The following is a 19,954-nucleotide window of genomic DNA, read 5'->3' on the forward strand; positions in this document are numbered from 1 at the left end:
TTTTTAGACGCTCAACAGCAGGAACTCACGCTCCCAGGAACTGATCACCCGCTTGAAATTCTCGTGCTCGGCGCGTTTGACCGCGACGTAGCCGCGCACGAATTTATCGCCCAGGTACTGCTTGACCGTGTCGCAGTCCTCCATGCGTGCCAGCGCATCCTCGAGGGTGAACGGCAGGCGCAGGTTACGACGCTCGTAGGCGCGGCCTTCCACCGCTGCGCTCGGTTCGATCTGCTCGACCATGCCCAGGTAGCCACACAGCAGACTAGCCGCAATCGCCAGATACGGATTGGCATCGGCGCCGGGCAGGCGGTTTTCCACGCGCATGGCGTCCGCGCTGGAAGTAGGCACGCGCAGGCCGACGGTGCGGTTTTCTTCGCCCCACTCGACATTGACCGGCGCCGAAGTGTCCGGCAGGAAGCGGCGGAACGAGTTCACGTTGGGCGCGAACATCGGCAGCAGCTTGGGGATGTACTTCTGCAGGCCCCCGATGTGATGCAGGAACAACGGGCTCTTGTTGCCTTCGGCGTCGACGAACACCGGTTTGCCGGTGGCTATGTCGACCACACTCTGGTGCAGGTGCATGGCGCTGCCCGGCTCGTCGGCCACCGGTTTGGCCATGAAGGTCGCAGCCACGTTGTGCTTGAGCGCGGCCTCGCGCAGGGTGCGCTTGAACACGGTGATCTGGTCGGCCAGGTCGAGGGCGTCGCCATGGCGGAAGTTGATTTCCATCTGCGCCGGGCCGTCCTCGTGGATCAACGTATCGAGGTCCAGGCCCTGGGCTTCGCACCAGTCGTAGACGTCTTCGAACAACGGGTCGAATTCGTTGGCGGCGTCGATGGAAAACGACTGGCGGCCTGTCTCCGCGCGGCCGGAGCGGCCAATGGGGGTTTTCAGCGGCAGGTCCGGGTCTTCGCAGCGCTGGGTCAGGTAGAACTCCATTTCCGGCGCGACAATCGGCTGCCAGCCTTTGTCGGTGTAGAGCTGCAGGACTTTCTTCAGCACATTGCGTGGCGACAGCTCGATGGGGTTGCCCTGTTTGTCGAAGGTGTCGTGGATCACGATCGCGGTGGGCTCGATGGCCCATGGCACCACATAAGTGGCGTGGGCCACCGGGCGACAGACCATGTCGATGTCGGCGGGGTCGAGCAGGTCGTAGTAGATCTCGTCGTCGACAAAGTCCCCGGTTACCGTTTGCAGCAGCACACTTTCCGGCAGGCGCATGCCTCGCTCATGCAGGAACTTATTGGTGGGCGCAATCTTGCCGCGGGCGATGCCAGTCAAATCACTGATCACGCATTCGACTTCGGTAATCTTGTGTTCTTTCAGCCAGGCGGACAGCTGATCGAAGGGGGCGTTCATAAGGACCTCGTCATGGGTTGGGTGCATGCACCGGCTTGTACTCCTGGCGCATTGAGGTCTATCTTGAGGCCGCCGCACCCCGGCATCTATCCACTTTGCACGCACCACAACGCACCAATAGAGTGCGCCCAGGCTTCCCATGACACAGGCAACCGCTTTGCGCGTACAGGCCTTCACCACCGGTGATGTGGCCGCTCAATGCAGTGCGACACCCGGCTGGGTGCAGCAGTACCAACAGATGTCCCCGGGGCATTTTGCCGGGCGCATCCGCTACCTCGACCTGCAAGGCGTGGAGGTGTACGAAGAGAGCATGAACACCCGCGTCGAACAGCATTTCAATGCGCCCGCCGGCTCCCTGGCGTTCTGTTTCGACGGCAGCGACAACGCGCTGTACCTGCTCAATGGCGAAAGCCGCAACACCTGGATCACCCCGGAAAACTATCGTGAAGTAGCGGTGGTGTTCGGCCCGCAGTTCGTGCAGCGCCATGGGTTGGAGGTGGCGACGCTGGAAGGTTTGTTCATGGCGCCGCTGACCGGCCAGCAGAACGCGTTGTTCGCCCGTTGGCTCAGTGGCACGCTGACACGCTTGTCCACGGTCAGCGACCCCGCCGCGCTTATCCAGCAATTGCTCGACGATTGCCTGTTCATCCTCGACAACGCCTGCGTGTGCCTGGACCGCAGCTCCTTGCAGCGCCGCAACGAAGAACGCCGGCTGATGGCGCGCATCGGCGAATGGGCAGCAGACGCGCCGGACGAAACGGTCAACCTGCTGGAACTGGCGCAGATTGCCGGGGTGCCGTTGCGCCAATTGCAACAGGGGTTCAAGACCTACACCGGAATGAGCCCGGCGCAGTGGTTGCGCTTGCGCAGGTTGAATGGGGCGCGGCGGGAGTTGCTCAATTCAACCGGGACCACCGTGGCCGAGGTGGCGATGAATTGGTCGTTCTGGCATTTGGGGCGGTTTTCCAATAGCTACCGGGCGTTGTTCAAAGAACTGCCGAGCGAGACCCTGAAGCGTTCCGTTTGAAATCCAATCCAAATGGTGGGAGGGGGCTTGCCCCCGATTGCAGTGTTTCAGTCGCCACAAAGATTGACTGAACCACCGCTATCGGGGGCAAGCCCCCTCCCACAGTTGATTGCATTTCAAGGTTGGGATTTGAGGAAGGCGGCCATCAGTTGGTTGACCCGTTCCGCCGCCTCCAACTGCACCATATGCCCCTGCCTCGGCAGAATCTCCACCTGGGCATCCAACCCCTCGGCATGCCGGGCCGGGATGATCGCATCGTCACTGCCCCAGATCACCAGGCTCGGCTGCCGGCCCACGCGATGACGTAAGTCCAGCTTCTGTCGTCCGCCCTCGAACAACGCGGTATTGAGCTGCTGCAGCGCCTTGTCCACCCCTTCCAGGCGCTTGAACTTGAGCATGTCCTCCAGCATCTGCCGCGTCACCAGCGTGGGGTCGCTGAACAGTTGGGTCAGTGGCGGCTTGAGCGCATTGCGGTTGCTGGCGTCGGCAAACCCTTGCAAGTAATCGCCGTTGATCTCCTGGCCGAGGCCGGCGCTGGCGATCAGAGTCAATGAGGCAACACGCGCGGGCGCCTGGTCGGCAACGGTCAGTGCGACCAGCCCGCCCATGGAATGCCCGGCCAGGTGTACGCGGTCGAGCCTGAGGTGATCGAGCAAGGCCAGCACCGCAAGGCTCAGCTCCTCGGCATCGCCGCTGCGCAGTTGCTTGCCCGACTCGCCATGCCCTGGCAGGTCCAGGGCAATTACCCGGCGTTCGACGGCCAATACCGGTTGGTTGAACAGCCAGTTGTTCAGATCCCCCCCGAATCCGTGAATCAGTACCAACGGCGTGCCACCCTCGCCCAGCTCGAGATAGCGCAACAGACGCCCGCCTATCTCGACTTTCTGCGCACTCGGTCCCGAAGCTTCGGTTTCGGCACTGCTGGAGACAAACCCGGCATTGAAGCTGTCGATCACCGCATCGACTTCCTCTTCGGTGGCTTCGCCCTCCACCACAATCCCCAGCAACGCACCCACCGGCAGGGTTTCGTCGCTCAGTGCCAACACACGGCGCAGGACGCCACTGAACGGCGCCTCGACACTGCTGGAGAGCTTATCGGTCTCCACGTCCAGCACTTCTTCGCCCTTCTCCACCCGGTCGCCGGGTTGCTTGAGCCAGACATCGATGCGCCCCTCGGTCATCGACAGCCCCCACTTGGGCATGGTCAAGGTATGGATCATGCGGCGTTCCTCTTGTCGGCGATCTTCAGCACCGCGGCTTCGATCTTCGCGGCGTTGGGGATGTACAGGTCTTCCAGCGCATCGGAGAACGGCACCGGCGTGTGCGGCGCAGTGACCATTTCGATTGGCGCGCGCAGGAAAGAAAAACCCTGCTGGGCGACCAATGCACTGATATCGGTGGCAATCGAGCAGCGCGGGTTGGACTCGTCGATCACCACCAGGCGCCCGGTTTTTTCCACGCTTTCGAGGATGCTGTCTGCATCCAACGGACTGGTGGTGCGCAGGTCCAGCACCTCGCAATCGATGCCTTGTCGCGCCAGGCTGGTCGCGGCTTCCAGGGCGATGTGCACCATTCGCCCGTAGGTCACCAGGGTCACATCCCTGCCCTCGCGGACAAAATTGGCTTCACCGAAAGGCACGGTGTACAGCTCTTCGGGCACTTCGCCCTGCAGGCTGTAGAGCATCTTGTGCTCGAGGAAGATCACCGGGTCATTGTCGCGGATCGCCTGGATCAACATGCCCTTGGCGTCATAGGGCGTGGCCGGGCACACCACCTTGAGGCCGGGAATGTGGGTCCACATCGAGGTGAGCATCTGCGAATGCTGGGCGGCCGCCCGCAGCCCGGCGCCGTACATGGCGCGCACTACCAGCGGCGTGGTGGTCTTGCCGCCGAACATGTAGCGGAACTTGGCGGCCTGGTTGAGCAACTGGTCGAGGCAGCAGCCGATAAAGTCGACGAACATCAGTTCGCACACCGGGCGCATGCCACGGGTGGCGGCGCCGACGGCCATGCCCACGTAGCCGACTTCGGACAGCGGCGCATCAAGCACGCGGTCGGGAAACTCCGGGTACAGGCCCTTGGTCACGCCAAGCACACCGCCCCAGGCGTCCTGCTCGCCAGGGGAACCGGTGCCGCCGGACACGTCCTGGCCGATGATGAACACGCTCTGGTCGCGGCGCATTTCCTGGGCCAGGGCTTCGTTGATTGCCTGCTGGTAGCTGATTTTGCGAGCCATGAAATTCTCTCCACGAATTGTTGTTATGAGTGGTAGGCGACGTAGACATCGCTGAGCAAGTCGGCGGCCTGGGGCTTGGGATCCGACTTGGCCAGGCGCACGGCGTCGTCGATGAGCTGGGCGACCTCGCCATCGATGCGCTCGAATTGCGCCGCGTCCAGCCAGCCTTCAGTGCTGCAACGCTGGCGGAACAGCGCCAGGCAGTCGGCGTTTTCCCGCAGGTTTTTCACTTCATCGGGGCCACGATAGGTTTGTGCATCGCCTTCGAAATGGCCGTAGAAGCGGCTCAATTTCACTTCGACCAAGGTTGGCCCGTCGCCCTTGCGCGCACGTTCCACGGCAACACCAAGCGCTGCGTGCACGGCGAAGAAATCATTGCCATCGACGATCACCCCCGGCATGCCAAACCCCACGGCACGCTCGGCGATGTCCTTGCACGCCACCGACCAACCGGATCCGGTGGCCTCGGCATAGCCGTTGTTTTCCGCAACGAACAGGCACGGCAGTTTCATGATCGAGGCCAGGTTCATCGCTTCGAACACCGCACCTTCGTTGGAGCCACCGTCGCCAAAGAACGCCACGGCCACGCCCTGGCTGCCCTTGAGCCTGGAGGCCAGCGCCGCACCGGCCGCCAACGGCGCACCCGCGCCGACAATGCCGTTGGCGCCGAGCATGCCCTTCTCCTGGTCGGCAATGTGCATGGAGCCGCCTTTACCGCCACACACACCGGTTTTCTTGCCGTAGATCTCGGCCATCATGCCGAACACATCCACGCCCTTGGCGATGCAATGGCCGTGGCCACGGTGGTTGGAGGCGATGCAATCTTCATCGTTGAGGTGAGCCATGACTCCGGCGGCACTGGCTTCCTGGCCGGCGTAGAGGTGCACGAAACCGGGGATCTCGCCGGTGGCGAATTCCACGTGCAGGCGTTCTTCGAAATCACGGATGGTGCGCATCACGGTGTAGGCATGCAGCAGTTGATCGGTGGACAGGTGAGTGGACATCTTGTTGTTCTCCAGGTTGTCTCGACACACAAAAGGCTGATCGTGGTCAGCTACAGGGCCTTCAGCACAGCCTGTGCCAAGGCCGTAAAAAACCTGGCATAACCTTGATCCAGAGCGGTTGTCGCAACCGGGCCGGGATCGCAGAATGAGACGCGGCATTGCGACTCGAAGGCGGCGTCTCAGCCGGTTTGAGACGCTGCGTCTCAGCCCGGGCTGTTGGTCAGGCCGCGCTTGTCGCGCCCGACGCATGCGCGCTTAATGGCGGGCATAACAACAAAGACCGAGAACCGGAGGCCTTATGCTCGCCGCGAACTCCAGGGAGCACGTCGACTGCGTCAGTCGCGTGGTCCGCAATGCCGACCGCCTGCCCCAGGCGCCGGTGCCGTCGCTGATCTTCGATTCGTGGCGGCGCTCCATGGAGCAACACCACCTGGACCCCGGCTCCCTGCAGGGGCCACGCATCCTCAGCGAACCCTTGCTCAAGGAATGCCGCGAACGCGCCGAACTGTTCATGCGCATTGCCGGCGAAGCCGTCGGGCAACTGCATCACCGTGTGCGCCAGGCCGACTACTGCGTGATGCTCACCGATGCCCAGGGCCAGACCATCGACCACCGCGTGGACGCCTCGATCCGCAGCGATTGCCGCAAGGCCGGCCTGTACCTCGGCACCTGCTGGTCGGAAGCCGAAGAAGGCACCTGCGGCGTGGCCACCGTGCTCACCAGTCAATCGGCGGTGACAGTGCACAAACGCGACCACTTCCGCGCCGCCTTCATCGGCCTGACCTGCTCCGCCGCGCCGATCTTCGATCCCCAGGGCAACCTGCTGGGAGTGATGGACGCCTCGGCGCTCAAATCGCCGGATGACCGCCGCAGCCAGCACCTGATACGCCAGTTGGTGGCGCACAGTGCCGAGGCCATCGAGAACGCCTTCTTCATGCACAGCGCCCAGCAGCACTGGGTGCTGCAAGCCCACAGCACACCGGGTTATGTGGACAGCCAGCCCGACCTGCTGCTGGCCTGGGACCAGGACGGCCGCCTGCAGGCCTTGAACAGCAAGGCGCGCCAGGCCTTGCGCCGGCGCTTTGGCCAGGTGCCGGCGCACATCGGCGAGGTGTTCGACCTGAGCGCCTTGCGCGCCGTCACCGACCAGTCCACCCAGCAACTGCATTGGCTGGGAGAACCGGGTACGCTACACGTGCGGGTCAACGCGCCCCGACGCAAACAGGCGCGTGCGCCGCTGGTGCCTTTGGTGGATGCCCGTGTCGAAGAACACCTGCGCCTGGCCGTGCGGGTCAAGGACCGCAACCTGCCGGTACTGGTGCAAGGCGAAACCGGCGCCGGCAAGGAAGTCTTCGCCCGCCAACTGCACGAGCGCAGCGCCCGGCGCGGTGAGCCGTTCGTGGCGGTGAACTGCGCGGCGATTCCGGAAAACCTGATTGAGAGCGAGCTGTTCGGCTATGTGGCCGGCGCCTTTACCGGCGCCGCCAGCAAAGGCATGCCCGGGCTGCTGGTGCAGGCCGATGGCGGCACCTTGTTCCTCGATGAAATCGGCGACATGCCTCTGGCCCTGCAGACGCGCCTGCTGAGGGTGATGGCCGAAGGTGAAGTGGCACCGTTGGGCGCGGCGAAAACCCGCACCGTCGATATCCAGGTGATTTGCGCCAGTCACCGCGATTTGTCGGTGTTGGTCAATGAGGGCCGCTTTCGCGAGGACCTGTACTTTCGCCTCGGCTGCGCGCGCTTCTGCCTGCCGCCGCTGCGCGAGCGCACCGACAAACTGGCGCTGATCAACCGTTTGCTGGAACAGGAAGCGCGCAACAGCGGTATCACGGTGGGTATCGGCCAGGCGGCATTGGAGTTGCTGTTGGGGTACGCGTGGCCGGGCAATGTGCGGCAACTGCGACATGTGCTGGCGTATGCCTGTGCGGTGTGTGAGGGCGGGACGGTGCAGGTGGCGGATTTGCCGGTGGAAGTGCGTGGGGAGCGGGTGCGGGAGATGGTTGAAGCGAGCGTGAGCCCCGAGCGCCAGGTGGTGCTGGATGCGCTGATTCGCCATCGCTGGAAGCCGTTACCGACCGCGCAGGCGCTGGGAATCTCAAGGGCGACCCTGTACCGCCGCGTCAACCAACTGGGCATCGACATGCCGAACAAAACCCGCTGATACAACGGGGTCAACACTGTGGGAGGGGGCTTGCCCCCTCCCACATTGGACTGGGTACATCTGAGATGTCAGCGGTAGACAAGGCCACCGTCGATCAGCGGCGATTGCCCGGTCATGTAGTCCGCATCCGGCCCGGCCAGGTACGCGACCAGCCCTGCCACATCCTCCGGCGTCTGCGCCCGGCCCAAGGCGATGCCATCCACATACTTCTTGTAGGTCGCACCGACTTCGGCGCCGGTGATCTCGGCCATGCGCTTGTCGATCTCGACCCACATATCGGTGCCCACCACGCCCGGACAGTAGGCGTTTACGGTAATCCCGGCGCTCGCCAACTCCTTGGCCGCCGCCTGGGTCAAGGCACGTACGGCAAACTTGGTGGCCGAGTACACCCCCAGCAGCGCAAAACCTTCATGGCCGGCGATGGAGCAGGCGTTGATGATCTTGCCCTTCTGCTTGAGCGCCTTGAATTTCTTGCCGGCGGCCTGGATGCCCCACAACACGCCCTGCACGTTGATGCCCAGGGTGCGCTCGACCTGTTCCGGGCTGACGTCCAACAGCGAATCGATCTGCGCCACGCCGGCATTGTTGACGATGATGTGGAAGCCACCCAGGGTCAGGTGCGCATGCTCCACCGCCGCCACCACCTGTTCGCGCTTGGACACGTCAGCGACGAACACAGAGGCCTTGCGGCCCAGCGCGACGACTTCGGCGGCCACGGCTTCGAGCTTGGCGCCATTGATGTCCACCAGGGCGATATCGGCACCGTCCTGTGCCAGGCGCAAGGCGATGGCCCGGCCAATGCCCTGCCCGGCGCCGGTCACCAGCGCGACTTTTCCAGCAATACTCATGGCGTTCTCCTGCAATTGATGAGGGAAGCCTTGTCTATCGCAGGTGCGCTGCGGGCTGTCGAGGTGCACATGGATTGGCATGCGGCCTGAGACGGGATGTCTCAAGGTGCGAATCATTCTTGTAAAAGTGCGCACTTATGCCTAGCTTATGCGCCCCCCGCCCGCGCTTTAAGGCCCTGCCCCCATGGTTTTGCGTTTTCGTCCCGTCGTCACCTCACGTTTCGCCCTCGGTCTGCTGCTCAGCGGCGGCATCGGTCACAGCCTGGCGGCAGACCTTGAACTGCCGGCGGTAAAGGTCCAGGGCCAGGATGCGTCCGGCTACCGCAGCGACACCGCCTCGGTGAGCGGCGTCGACGAAGCGCCACTGCTCGACACCCCGGCCTCGATCACGGTGATCAACGCCGCACTGATCAAGGACCAGCAAGCACGCCTGCTCAGTGAAGTACTGCGCAACGACGCCTCGGTGGGCGACAGCTATGCGCCCATCGGCTACTACGAGAACTTCGTGGTGCGCGGCTTTTCGCTGAATGCGGCGAGCAGCTACAAGATCAATGGACGCACCATCACCGGCGAGCAGAACGTCGCGCTGGAGAACAAGCAGCAGGTCGAAGTGCTCAAGGGCCTGGCCGGCCTGCAGAGCGGGATTTCCGAGCCCAGCGGCGTGATCAACTACGTGACCAAGCGCCCGGAAGACGTGCGCTCGGTGACCGTCTCCACCGATGATCGCGGCAGCGGCTATGTCGCCACCGACGTCGGTGGCTGGTTCGGCAGCGAGCAACAATTCGGCCTGCGCGCCAACGTCGCCCACGAAGACCTCAACTCCTACGTGGAACACGCCAATGGCCAGCGCGATTTTGTGTCCCTGGCCTTTGACTGGAACATCAGCCCCGATGCCGTATTGCAACTGGACGCCGAGTACCAGGACAAGCAACAACGCTCGGTGCCGGGCTACCAATTGCTGGGCGGCACCGAGGTGCCACACGGGGCCTCACCGAAGAAACTGCTGGGGCACCAGAGCGGGTCCAGGCAGGTGGGCATTGATTCGCTGAATCTCAACGGCAAGTTTGAATACCGCTTCAATGATCAGTGGAAAGGCAGCGTGAGCGCGGCGCGCAGCAAGGTGGTGATCGATGACTACAGTTCGTTTGCGTGGGGCTGCTATGGCTCGACCCGTTGCACGTCGAGCGTGCCGAACTACTTCAGCCCCGAAGGCAACTATGATGTCTACGACTACCGCAGCCCTGACGACACCCGCCGTGACGATGAAATCCAGGCGGCCATGACAGGGCTGTTCGACACCGCCGGCCTGGGCCATGAACTGACCTTCGGCACCAGTGCGTTCCGCCGGGTGATCGACAAGCGCAAATCCGTCAATGAATACATCGGCACCACCAGCATCGACGTGGACGCCCCGACGTTTACCCCGACCGAAAAGCCACTGAACGACAGCCACCGCAACCTCGACAGTCGCCAGTACGGCCTGTTCGTCACCGACCGCATCCGCTTCAACGAGCAATGGCAAACCATTCTGGGCGGTCGCGAAGTACGCCTGGATGAGAAGGCCTTCGACAGCGTCACCGGCAACCAGGCCAGGCACACCCAGCAATACGTGTTCTTGCCGCAGGCCTCGTTGATCTACAAACCTGTCGAGAACATCTCGCTCTATACCAGCTACAGCAAAGGCCTGTCCCTGGGCGGCACCGCGCCGTGGTTCGCCAACAACGCCGACGAAACCCTCGCCCCCACCACCTCACGCCAAATCGAAGCCGGGGTGAAATACGACTGGCGCCGAATCAGCTTTGCCGCCGCCGTGTTCCAGACCCGCCAGGCCTATCAGTACGCCAAGCCAGATGGCACGGGCAAATTCGACTACGTGCAGCAAGGCGAGCAAAAGAACACCGGGCTGGAATTGTCAGCCAACGGCTGGGCCACCGAACGCCTGCAGATCGCAACCAGCGTGGCGGCGATTCGTGCGCGAGTGACCGGCAGCGGCACAGCGGACTACGAAGGCCACCAGGCGATCAACGTGCCCAAGCTGCGCGCCAGTGTGTATGCCGATTATGCGTTGCCCTGGGTGAACGGCCTGGCGGTGCTGGGCGGTGTGCAATACAGCGCCAAGAAGTACGCCAACCGCAGCGGCAATGTGCAAGTGGGGGATTACGCGGTGGTGAATGTGGGCAGCCGCTACACCACCCAGGTGAGCGGCTATGACACGGTGTTCCGCCTGAGCGTCGACAACCTGTTCGACAAGCGCTACTGGCGCGACGCGGGCGAGTACATGGGCGATGACTACCTGTTCCAGGGCGCGCCATTGACGGCGCGCCTGAGTGCTTCGGTCAACTTCTGAAGACCCGCGCCGCCGCTAGCCACAATGCCGTCAGGCCGCAGGTCAACAGGCTCCAGCCAAGGTCCTGTGCCCAGGCGACCAGGGTAAGCCCGGCGCCAATCACCAGGTAATAGAGCAAGCCAAATATCGCGGCGGCGGTGCCCAGGCGGTCTTGATAAGCCACCAGCGCCGCCCCCAGCACGTTGGGAATCGCCATGCCGAATGCCAGCACCACCAGCAGCATCGACCATACGAATAGCCAACTGTGTTGCAGCATCAGGACTGACAGGCCGCCCAGCAGTGCCAGCACGGCGGCGGCCAACACCAACTGATCGCTATTGAGCCCACGCTTGAGTAAGCCGTTGTTCAGCCACGCCCCGAGTCCTGATCCAAGCGCCAGCAACACACCGCTGTAGCCGAATTCGGCAGCGGACAATCCCAGCCGCGCGAAGATAAACGGCCCCACGCTGTAGTAGCTGAACAGCGCAATATTGAACGCCGCCACCAGGCCGACGGAACGCCACACTCCGGCGTCCCTGAGCATCAGGCCCACGGTCTCGCCCAACGGCGAGTTCGCCAAGGAGGCGGGACGCGTCTCGGGTAATGCCCACAGGCAGGTGGTCCACACTAGCCCTGCCATCAGCAACAGGCCTGTGAGCACGCCGCGATAGCCGAAGTACTGCACCAACGTCGCACCAGTGAACAGGCCAATTGCCGGGCTGGCAGCCAAGGCAATGCCCATTATGGAAAACACCTGGGCCAACTGTGCGCCCTGGAATCGGTCGCGCAACAGCGTCTGCGTCGCCACCGAACCGACTGCCGCGCCAAAGGCGGCGATGGCCTGGGCCAACAACAAGCCGTTGAACGTACTCACAGTCAAGGCCAGCAGCATGGCGGCGACATACAACCCCAGCCCGGCCAATATCACCGGGCGCCGGCCCCAGCGATCACACAAGCGGCCCCATATCACCACGCCGAATGCAAACGCCAGGAAGTACACCGACAGGGCCTGCCCGGCCCGTTCAGGCCCGACCGCGAAGGCTTGGCCAATATCACCCAGGGCCGGGCTATAGAGGGTTTGAGCCAACTGCGGGAACATCAGCAGTGCCACGGCCAGTACCAGCAAGTATTTAGATGACATGAACAGATCCTTCACGAGAAAAGAGCGTGAGGATTCTAAGCAGACTGGCTTGGGGTATTATCCAGACTTCGACAAATTACCCATCAAATCGGACAACCCATGGCCTGGCTCGCTGCCGACGCATCATTCGACCCGGACCAGTACCCGGCGCCCGTCATTGGCATCGCCGCCCTGCTCGGCGACCACGACTCCGGCCTGCACCAGCACCAGCGCGGTCAACTGCTGTTTACCCAGCAGGGCTGCACCCGCATTACCCTGGACAATCAACTGTGCCTGCTGCCGCCGACCCGTGCGGCGTGGATCCCTTGCGGCGTGCATCACCGTGCGGTGATGAGCAAGACCGTCGATTACCGTTCGCTGTATGTAAGCCCGGCCATTGCGGCCCGGTTGCCGGCACAGGTGCGAGTGATCGAAGTGAGCGGGTTGTTGCGGGCGGTGTTGGAACCGATGGCCATGGCCCCTTTCGAGACCCATTGGCAGACAGGCCGCTACGCGCATTTGCTGGCGTTGTGCCTGGAAGAAATTCAGGAGGCGGCCGAGCAACCGCTGCTCCTGCCCTTGCCAAGGGACAAACGTCTGGCGCCTTTGCTGGCCAATCTGGAGCGATTGCCGCCGACGCTGCAAGACCTGGAAAAGCAGATCGGCGCCAGCACCAAGACCATCGGCCGGATCTTCCTGCGAGAAACCGGCCTGGGGTATCAGCAATGGCGCCAGCAGTGGCGCTTGATGCGTGTCATCGAGTTGCTCGCCACTGGGCGCAGCCTCGGCTACTGCGCCTTTGAGCTGGGGTTTGCCAGCGACAGCGTGTTGATCGCCTTCTTCAAGGGCATGACCGGCACCACGCCGCGCGGTTATTTCAAATCAGGTTGAGACCTCATTTGGGCATCTTGCGAAAGCCAACGGCCAGGCGGTTCCAGCTGTTGATGGTGGTGATTGCCACGCTCAGGTCGACCTGCTCCTGGGCGCTGAATTCGGCGGCCAGTGCGTTGAAGTCTTCGTCGGGCGCGTGGGTGTGGCTGATCAGGGTAAGGCTTTCAGCCCAAGCCAATGCAGCGCGTTCACGCGGGGTGAAGAACGGCGTTTCGCGCCAGGCTGACACGGTGTACAGGCGACGTTCGGTCTCGCCGCCTTTGCGGGCGTCGGCGGTGTGCATGTCGAGGCAGAAGGCGCAGCCGTTGATCTGCGAGACGCGCAGGCGTATCAGTTCCAGCAGTGGCAGCTCGATGGAGAGTTTGCCCACGGCGGCTTCCAGGGCGAGCATGGCTTTCATGGCGTCTGGGGAAGCGGTGTAGAAATCGGTACGGGGTTGCATGGTGATGCTCCAGGGCAGTGGGGATTGATGGCTAGGTTAGTCATCGGGCCTTGGGGGAGGAATAGCCAATTCTGGGTAAGAATGGGTGACCAATTTTTGTGAGTACATATCCGTTATTTAGGTAACGGCCGCTTATGGTTCCGCCCTTAGAGCGGCTCACTTTGGAAAAGCCGGAATGCCGGCCCAGCCCAAAGTAAGCAAAAGGCTCTTGCCCCAACACTCGGCACCTCGCCTAGGCTCGGTGTGCCCGTAATCCGACAGTGATTTGGGGGGCCTAACATCAAAATCAAAAGCAGATCAAAAGCCAGAGCCAGAGCAAACCACCCTTCAACTGATACATGAAGATCAAACTGTGGGAGGGGGCTTGCCCCCTCCCACACTTTGACCGAGTACCGGCCATACAATCCGGTCGGCTCTAAGGCCGCCGCGCTCTTGCTTTTGATCTGGGATCGCCCCGTCAAACACGCTGGCCGAACGCAGGCTTGAATCCGTGGCCCACGGATTCAAGCCGGAGAGAGGGCACACCGAGCCTAGGCGAGGTGCCGAGTGTTGGGGCAAGAGCGTTTTGCTTACTTTTGCGCTCTTCAAAAGTGAGCCGCTGTAAGAGCGGAACCATAAGTAGCCATTACCGAAGCATCGGATATGTACTCAGTCAAACCACCCGAGCCATATGCTCCCCAATCCTGCCCCTCAACCACCGCTCCGCCGGATCATTGTCATGCACCCCACTCCACACCATCGACAACTCCGCCGCATCGATCGCAAACGGCGGGTCCTGCGCCCGTAGCGACGTGCCCTCCGTCAACGCACACGCTGCATAATCCGGCACCGTCGCAATAATCTGCGTACCGGCAAGCAACGCCCGCAACCCGCTGAACTGCGGCACCGCCAGCACCACGCGGCGCGTACGACCAATGCGCGCCAGGTCCAGGTCGATGTTGCCGCTCAAATCCCCCGAAAACGACACCATCGCATGGGGCCGTTCGCAGTAGTCGTCGAGGGTCAACGGTTCAACACCGTCATCCCCACGCAAGACCTTGCACGGAATATCCCGCAGTTTCTTGCGCTTGGCATTCGCCGGCAATTCCGTGGTGTAGCTCACCCCCACCGAAATCTCGCCGCTGGCCAGCAGCGACGACATCAACAGGTAATTGGCCCGACGCACCACCACGATGATCCCCGGTGCCTCTTCGCGCAGTTGGCTGAGCAACGGTGGGAACAGGCCAAATTCAGCGTCGTCCGAGAGGCCAATGCGAAACACTGCACAACTGGTGGAAGGGTCGAAATCCTTGGCACGGCTGACCGCGCCGGAAATGGTGTCCATGGCCGGTTGCAACTCCTTGAGTATCGCCACGGCGCGTGGCGTGGGTTCCATGCCCCGCCCGTTGCGCAGCAGCAACGGGTCGTCGAACAGATCGCGCAAGCGTCCCAGTGCCGCACTCACCGCCGGTTGGCCCATGAAGAGTTTTTCGGCGACCCGGGTCAGGTTCTTCTCGAACATCAACGCCTCGAAAATCACCAGCAGGTTCATGTCGACGCGGCGCAGGTCGTTGCGATTCATGGTGATATCCACACGGTTGGCAAGCTCACAGATAACCACGCCAGGCGCCGGCCACATTGCACGCCTGTGCTGTCTTTTCCTGGTGTGCACCTGGCGAAATTAACAACGATTAACTCGTCAGCCGGACGGTCCGGCAACAAGATTGGCCACGTCTACACTGCATCCATCCACCGGGAACGCTCCCATCGACTGCGGATATCTGTCATGGCCCGACTCGATCAATACCCCCCTCGCTTGTCCGCCACCGGGGGCCTGTGCCCCCGACGCGAGCGCATCGCCAAGCAACTGATCCTGGCCAACCTCGGCGAAAGCCTGGCCATTGCCGACATCGCCCAGGCCTGCGCCCTGTCGCGCAGCCATTTTTCCCGTGCCTTCAAGTGCACCACCGGGCTGTCGCCGCAGGAATGGATCCGCCAACAGCGCATCCAGCGGGCCAAGGAACTGATCGCCCAGTCATCCTTGAGCCTGACGCAAATCAGCCTGGAATGCGGCTTCTGCGACCAGGCGCACTTTTGTCATATGTTCACCCGTAGCGAAGGCGTCAACCCGATGACCTGGCGAAATCACCACTCTCGCCCTAAACCGCAAGTGATCGCGGCCTAGTGGTCCTGGCCTGCCTGGCCTATGCTGGCCGCTCATCCCGTTCCGAGCATGGCCACCCATGAACGACCTCAGCGACCAGGCCGTGCATTTCGGCCCCTACCGCATCCACCCGCGCCAGCGCCTGGTGCTGGAGGCCGGTCGACCGTTGCGGCTGGGCCGGCGTGCGGTGGATATCCTGCTGATCCTGCTGGAACAGGCCGGCAATGTGGTGAGCAAGCAGGAACTGATCGCCCGCGTCTGGCCCAGGAGCGTGGTGGAAGACGGCAACCTGCGGGTGCACATGGCGGCGTTGCGCAAGGCATTGGGCGATGGCCAGGCCGGGCAGCGCTATATCGTGACCGTAGCCCAGCGGGGCTACAGTTTTGTTGCGCCACTGAGCATCGAGCCGATGACCCTGCCAACCGAAGGTGCCCCCCAACGCCCGTGCCACAATTTGCCGCTGCGCCGTACGCGCATGCTCGGTCGCCAGGCCCTGATCGACAGCCTGGTGCAGCAACTGCCCGAGCAACGCTTTATCACCCTGACCGGCGCCGGCGGCATCGGCAAGACCACGGTGGCCCTGCGGGTGGCGGAATTGCTGATCGGGCACTACCGCGACGGCATCCGCTTGCTGGACCTGGCGCCACTGAGCGCGCCATCGATGATCCTGCCCAACCTCGCCGCCCTGCTCGACCTTACCCACGCTGAGCACGAAGCCCTGCCCACGTTTGCGCGGCGCTTGCAGGAGCACCAGTTGTTGCTGGTGATCGATAATTGCGAACACGTGCTCGACGACATCGCCCTGATCAGTGAAACCCTGCTGCGCCACGCGCCCCGGTTGCACATCCTGGCCACCAGCCGCGAGGCATTGCGCGCCGAGGGCGAACACGTGCAACGCCTGGAGCCCCTGGCCTGCCCGCCCGCCACCGGCAACCGCGCCCAGGCGCTGGGCTACCCGGCCCTGCAATTGTTGATCGAGCGGGCCATGTCCCATCAGGACAGCTTTGAACTGAGCGAGGCCGAGCTGCCGCTGGCGATTGATATCTGCCAGCGCCTGGACGGCATTCCCCTGGCCATCGAACTCGTGGCGGCGCAGATCGAACGCTTCGGCCTGCCCGGACTGCTGGTGCAAATGGAAGACAACTTTCGCCTGCTCACCCGAGGCCGGCGCAGCGCCCTGCCCCGTCATCAAACCCTGCGCGCCACCCTGGACTGGAGCTTTGCGCTACTGACCGCCTGCGAACAGATCTGCCTGCGTCGCCTGGCGGTATTTCGCGGTGGGTTCAGCCTGGCCAGCGCAGCGGCGGTGATTGCCGGGGAGCAGATTGCACCACACGAAGTGCTGGGTTCGATCACCCAGTTGGTCGCCAAGTCCTTGCTCAATGTGGAAGCCGGCGATGACGAGATGGTCTACCGCCTGTTGGACATCACCCGCACCTATGCCCTGGAAAAACTCAGCGTCGCCCAGGAACTCCACGCTACCCGCCAGCGCCACGCCGAGCGCTGCCTGGCGCTGATGAACCAGGCCCAGGACGATTGGGAGCTGATCGCAACCCAGACCTGGATCGACCGTTATGCGCCGCTGCGCGAAGACATCCGCGCCGCCCTCGACTGGGGCCTGGGCGACCAGGGTGCGCACCTGCTGGGCATTCGCCTGACGGTGAGTGCGATGCCGTTGTGGCAGGAGCTGTCGCTGCTGCGCGAACATGGCTTGTATGTGGGCAAGGCCCTGGCGCGACTGAGGCAATCGAATGCGCCGAGCCAGCGCTTGAACATGGCCTTGCAGCTGGCGCTGGGCAGTTTTTCCTATCACACCCAGGGCGGCACGCCGCAGACCATTGCAGCATTCAGTTGCGCGCGTCGCCTGGCGGAAGCCGGCAAGGACCTGGCCGGCCAGTTACGTGCGGTATCGGGGCACATGGCGGTAAACCTGTGCTGCGGCAACTACCGGGAGGCCTTGGCGCAGAGCCTGCACTTCGACCAGCTCGGCCCCCGTGCCGAGCCTTTGCTGTCCCTCAGTGCCCAGCGCCTGCGGGTGTTGGCGCAGCACTTCGCCGGTCACCAGGCCCTCGCGCAGCACAATGCCGAGCAAGTGATCCAGCGCATGGCCCAGAGCGGCCATCTCAACCGCTTTACCCATGGCTTTGGCGTGCAGTACGACCAGAGCGTCGCCTCGCTGACCATCCTTGCACGCATCCTGTGGCTGCGCGGTTATCCGGAGCGTGCGTGGCGTACGGCGAGCCAGGCGCTGGCGCTGGCCTTGCAAATCAATCACGGTACGTCGATCTGCTACACCCTGGCATTGGCCGGGGTGGTCATCGCTCGCTACAACGGCGACAGCGCCATGGCCCACGAACACCAGGATCAACTGCTGCAGCAGGCGCAAAAGCACTCGGTGCAGTTGTTTCACACCTGGGCGCGTTGTTATGAGGGCACGCTACCCATCGCGGATGTGCAGGGGTTGGGCCTGGTCGAGGATATCCTGGTGACCTTCAATGCAATCGAGGTCAGTGACGCGGCCTTCGAGCGCGCCAGAAGTGGCGCAGCCGGCTGGTGCACCCCGGAAATCCTGCGAGTGCGCGCCGAAAGCCTGGCCGACAGCCGTGCGGCAGAAGCCCTGTTGCTGGAAGCCCTGGGCCTGGCGCACCAGCAAGGCGCGCTGGCCTGGGAATTACGCAGTGCAACCTCGTTGGCAAGCCTGTGGCAGACGCAAGGCCGCGTACAGGCGGCGCGCGATTTGCTGGGTTCGATCTACGCCCGCTTCACCGAAGGCTTTGCCACCCAGGACCTAGTCCGCGTACGCAGCCTGCTCGACCAGTTGCAGGACAAACGGCCGGCCTGAAAACCGCCCTAGGTAATGCCCGTAGCCCTGTTGCAAACGCGCCACCTGCAACGGGTCGCGCAGTTGCGCCAGGGCGTAGCTGCGCATGCAATTGAGCAGGCGGTAACGCGGGCTGCCTGGGCCCGGCTCTCGGGTCAGCAGCGACGTACCCACCAAGCGCCCCAGCAGGTAGGACAGGTCGGCGTGTTCCAACTCGGTCCCGGCGACCAGTTCACTCAAGGTGGGCAAGGTCACGGCCATCTTGAATAAACCCAATTGCAGGAATAGCCAGCGCTCCGGCAGGCTCAGGCGCTGGTAGGTCCAGTCCAGGGCCGCCGTCAGGGATTGGTGGCGTTCCACCGCGGTGCGCCGGCCTCGGGTCAGCACCTGCAAGCCCGCGCGCAACTGCTGCTGCAAACCGCGCACACCGAGTGCATCCACTTGGGCGGCGGCCAACTCCAAGGCCAGTGGGATACCGTCCAGACGCCGACAGATGTCTCGCAGCGGCGCCAGGTCATGGAGGCGCAGCGCGAACCCTTGCTGGCTGGCACGCACCCGCGCAACAAATAACTGCACCGCCGGGTAAGCCATCGCCTGTTCGATACTGCCCATGGCCGCCGGCGCCGGGATCGCCAGCCTCGGCACACGCTGTACCCATTCACCGGGGACTTGCAGGCTTTCACGGCTGGTCACCAGCACGCTGACCTGAGGCGCGGTTTCGCGCAGCACACGCACCAGATGCCGGCAGGCGCCGAGCAGCAGGTCTGCGCCGTCGAGCACCAGCAACAGTTGGCGCGAGGCCAATTGACGGCACAGCTCGCTGGCGTGGGCGCAGGGTTCCAGGTGCAGCGCGGCAGCCAGGTCGCGCAGCATGGTCATCGGTGCTTCCACCGTGGCCAGGTCAACCCACCACACGCCGTCCCGGTAGCGCGGCAACACGCGCTGTGCCAATGCCAGGGCCAGGGTGCTTTTGCCGACACCGGCGCACCCGGTGAGGGTCATCAGGTGTTGCCCGGACAGACGCCGAACCAGCACGCCCAACACCTCGTCACGGCCCACCACCGCACTGAGCCGCGCCGTCAGGTTGTGCCGAGGCAGCGCGGCGGGCTGCGCGCCCTGCACCGGGGCTGCGAAACAGTAGCCGCGCAGAGGGTCATTAAGAATGAACTGCTGCCCATCGAGCACGCGACGCAGTGCGGCGATGTGCACCCTCAGGTTGTTTTCTTCCACCACGCTGTTCGGCCAGACCCGCTCGATCAGGGTGGCTTTGCTGATGAACTGCCCGGGCGCTTCGAGCAGCGCCGTGAGGATATCCAGCGCACGCCCGCCCACAGGCACCGGCCAACCCGACTTGCTGACCAACCGCTGCTGCCGGTGAAACACATAGGCACCGAAGCGTACCGTGCCATCAGCGTCAATCGCCTGAGGATTGTTCATGTGTGCAATAGCGCTGAAACACCCGGCCCTGGGCGTTTGCGCATCCTTTTCCGTGGGCTTGACGCTATCTTGCCAGCTACCCGTGACAGGACAATGCTGGCACAGGGAGCGATACGGACATTCGGGTGCGCGAGAC

15 protein-coding genes are annotated in these 19,954 nt (G+C 63.3%); 6 read left to right on the forward strand and 9 right to left on the reverse strand.

Going from position 1 to position 19,954, the window contains the following annotated elements:
* Nucleotides 1-3: 3 nt before the first annotated feature.
* On the reverse strand, nt 4-1,362 hold the full coding sequence (locus BM026_RS12070) for a glutamine synthetase family protein (protein WP_092245609.1): 1,359 nt from the start codon (nt 1,360-1,362) through the stop codon (nt 4-6).
* Nucleotides 1,363-1,501: 139 nt separating this feature from the next.
* On the opposite strand from BM026_RS12070, the gene BM026_RS12075 reads away from it, so the two are divergent.
* Complete coding sequence (locus tag BM026_RS12075; RefSeq protein WP_093126920.1) at nt 1,502-2,389, forward strand: helix-turn-helix domain-containing protein; 888 nt, start codon at nt 1,502-1,504, stop codon at nt 2,387-2,389.
* A 116-nt stretch (nt 2,390-2,505) separates the two neighbouring features.
* Here BM026_RS12075 and BM026_RS12080 read toward each other — a convergent pair whose 3' ends face one another.
* Genes BM026_RS12080 through BM026_RS12090 form a run of 3 tightly spaced genes read right to left on the reverse strand, consistent with a single transcriptional unit; the run spans nt 2,506 to nt 5,629 of the window.
* Nucleotides 2,506-3,609 carry an acetoin dehydrogenase dihydrolipoyllysine-residue acetyltransferase subunit gene (locus BM026_RS12080; RefSeq protein ID WP_093528660.1) on the reverse strand — a complete coding sequence of 368 codons (1,104 nt, stop codon included), beginning with the start codon at nt 3,607-3,609 and terminating at the stop codon, nt 2,506-2,508.
* Entirely contained in the window at nt 3,606-4,625 is a 1,020-nt protein-coding gene (locus BM026_RS12085; RefSeq protein WP_071490080.1) for an alpha-ketoacid dehydrogenase subunit beta, read from the reverse strand. The genes BM026_RS12080 and BM026_RS12085 overlap by 4 nt, the downstream gene beginning before the upstream one ends.
* A 23-nt stretch (nt 4,626-4,648) precedes the next feature.
* Nucleotides 4,649-5,629, reverse strand: a complete 981-nt coding sequence (locus tag BM026_RS12090; protein WP_092245618.1) for a thiamine pyrophosphate-dependent dehydrogenase E1 component subunit alpha — start codon at nt 5,627-5,629, stop codon at nt 4,649-4,651.
* Nucleotides 5,630-5,927: 298 nt separating this feature from the next.
* Between BM026_RS12090 and BM026_RS12095 the strand changes: the two genes are divergently transcribed.
* Nucleotides 5,928-7,790: a sigma-54-dependent Fis family transcriptional regulator gene (locus BM026_RS12095; RefSeq protein ID WP_093528663.1), complete on the forward strand. Its 1,863-nt coding sequence runs from the start codon at nt 5,928-5,930 to the stop codon at nt 7,788-7,790.
* A 68-nt stretch (nt 7,791-7,858) separates the two neighbouring features.
* On the opposite strand, the gene BM026_RS12100 is transcribed toward BM026_RS12095, so the two are convergent.
* The gene (locus BM026_RS12100) at nt 7,859-8,638 is read right to left on the reverse strand and encodes an acetoin reductase (RefSeq protein WP_058425756.1); all 780 of its coding nucleotides are present in this window, start codon (nt 8,636-8,638) and stop codon (nt 7,859-7,861) included.
* A 184-nt stretch (nt 8,639-8,822) separates the two neighbouring features.
* Between BM026_RS12100 and BM026_RS12105 the strand changes: the two genes are divergently transcribed.
* Entirely contained in the window at nt 8,823-10,985 is a 2,163-nt protein-coding gene (locus tag BM026_RS12105) for a TonB-dependent siderophore receptor (protein ID WP_093528666.1), read from the forward strand.
* On the opposite strand, the gene BM026_RS12110 is transcribed toward BM026_RS12105, so the two are convergent.
* Nucleotides 10,975-12,105: an MFS transporter gene (locus BM026_RS12110; RefSeq protein WP_092245627.1), complete on the reverse strand. Its 1,131-nt coding sequence runs from the start codon at nt 12,103-12,105 to the stop codon at nt 10,975-10,977. The genes BM026_RS12105 and BM026_RS12110 overlap by 11 nt on opposite strands.
* A 99-nt stretch (nt 12,106-12,204) precedes the next feature.
* On the opposite strand from BM026_RS12110, the gene BM026_RS12115 reads away from it, so the two are divergent.
* On the forward strand, nt 12,205-12,975 hold the full coding sequence (locus BM026_RS12115; protein ID WP_092245630.1) for an AraC family transcriptional regulator: 771 nt from the start codon (nt 12,205-12,207) through the stop codon (nt 12,973-12,975).
* Nucleotides 12,976-12,979: 4 nt separating this feature from the next.
* Here BM026_RS12115 and BM026_RS12120 read toward each other — a convergent pair whose 3' ends face one another.
* A complete protein-coding gene (locus tag BM026_RS12120) occupies nt 12,980-13,417 on the reverse strand; it encodes a carboxymuconolactone decarboxylase family protein (protein WP_092245633.1) in 438 nt (145 codons plus the stop codon).
* Between the two features lie 652 nt (nt 13,418-14,069).
* A complete protein-coding gene (locus BM026_RS12125; RefSeq protein WP_071490112.1) occupies nt 14,070-14,978 on the reverse strand; it encodes a LysR family transcriptional regulator in 909 nt (302 codons plus the stop codon).
* A 204-nt stretch (nt 14,979-15,182) separates the two neighbouring features.
* Here BM026_RS12125 and BM026_RS12130 point away from each other — a divergent pair, with 204 nt between their 5' ends.
* Nucleotides 15,183-15,581: a helix-turn-helix domain-containing protein gene (locus tag BM026_RS12130; RefSeq protein ID WP_093126882.1), complete on the forward strand. Its 399-nt coding sequence runs from the start codon at nt 15,183-15,185 to the stop codon at nt 15,579-15,581.
* A gap of 58 nt (nt 15,582-15,639) precedes the next feature.
* The gene (locus tag BM026_RS12135; RefSeq protein ID WP_092245641.1) at nt 15,640-18,402 is read left to right on the forward strand and encodes an ATP-binding protein; all 2,763 of its coding nucleotides are present in this window, start codon (nt 15,640-15,642) and stop codon (nt 18,400-18,402) included.
* Here the strand turns inward: BM026_RS12135 and BM026_RS12140 are convergent.
* Entirely contained in the window at nt 18,349-19,818 is a 1,470-nt protein-coding gene (locus BM026_RS12140) for an ATP-binding protein (protein WP_093528669.1), read from the reverse strand. The two genes, BM026_RS12135 and BM026_RS12140, sit on opposite strands and share 54 nt — an antisense overlap.
* Between the last annotated feature and the right edge of the window lie 136 nt (nt 19,819-19,954).

It is taken from the genome of Pseudomonas sp. NFPP24, assembly GCF_900112095.1.
Taxonomy (GTDB): Bacteria; Pseudomonadota; Gammaproteobacteria; order Pseudomonadales; family Pseudomonadaceae; genus Aquipseudomonas; species Aquipseudomonas extremorientalis.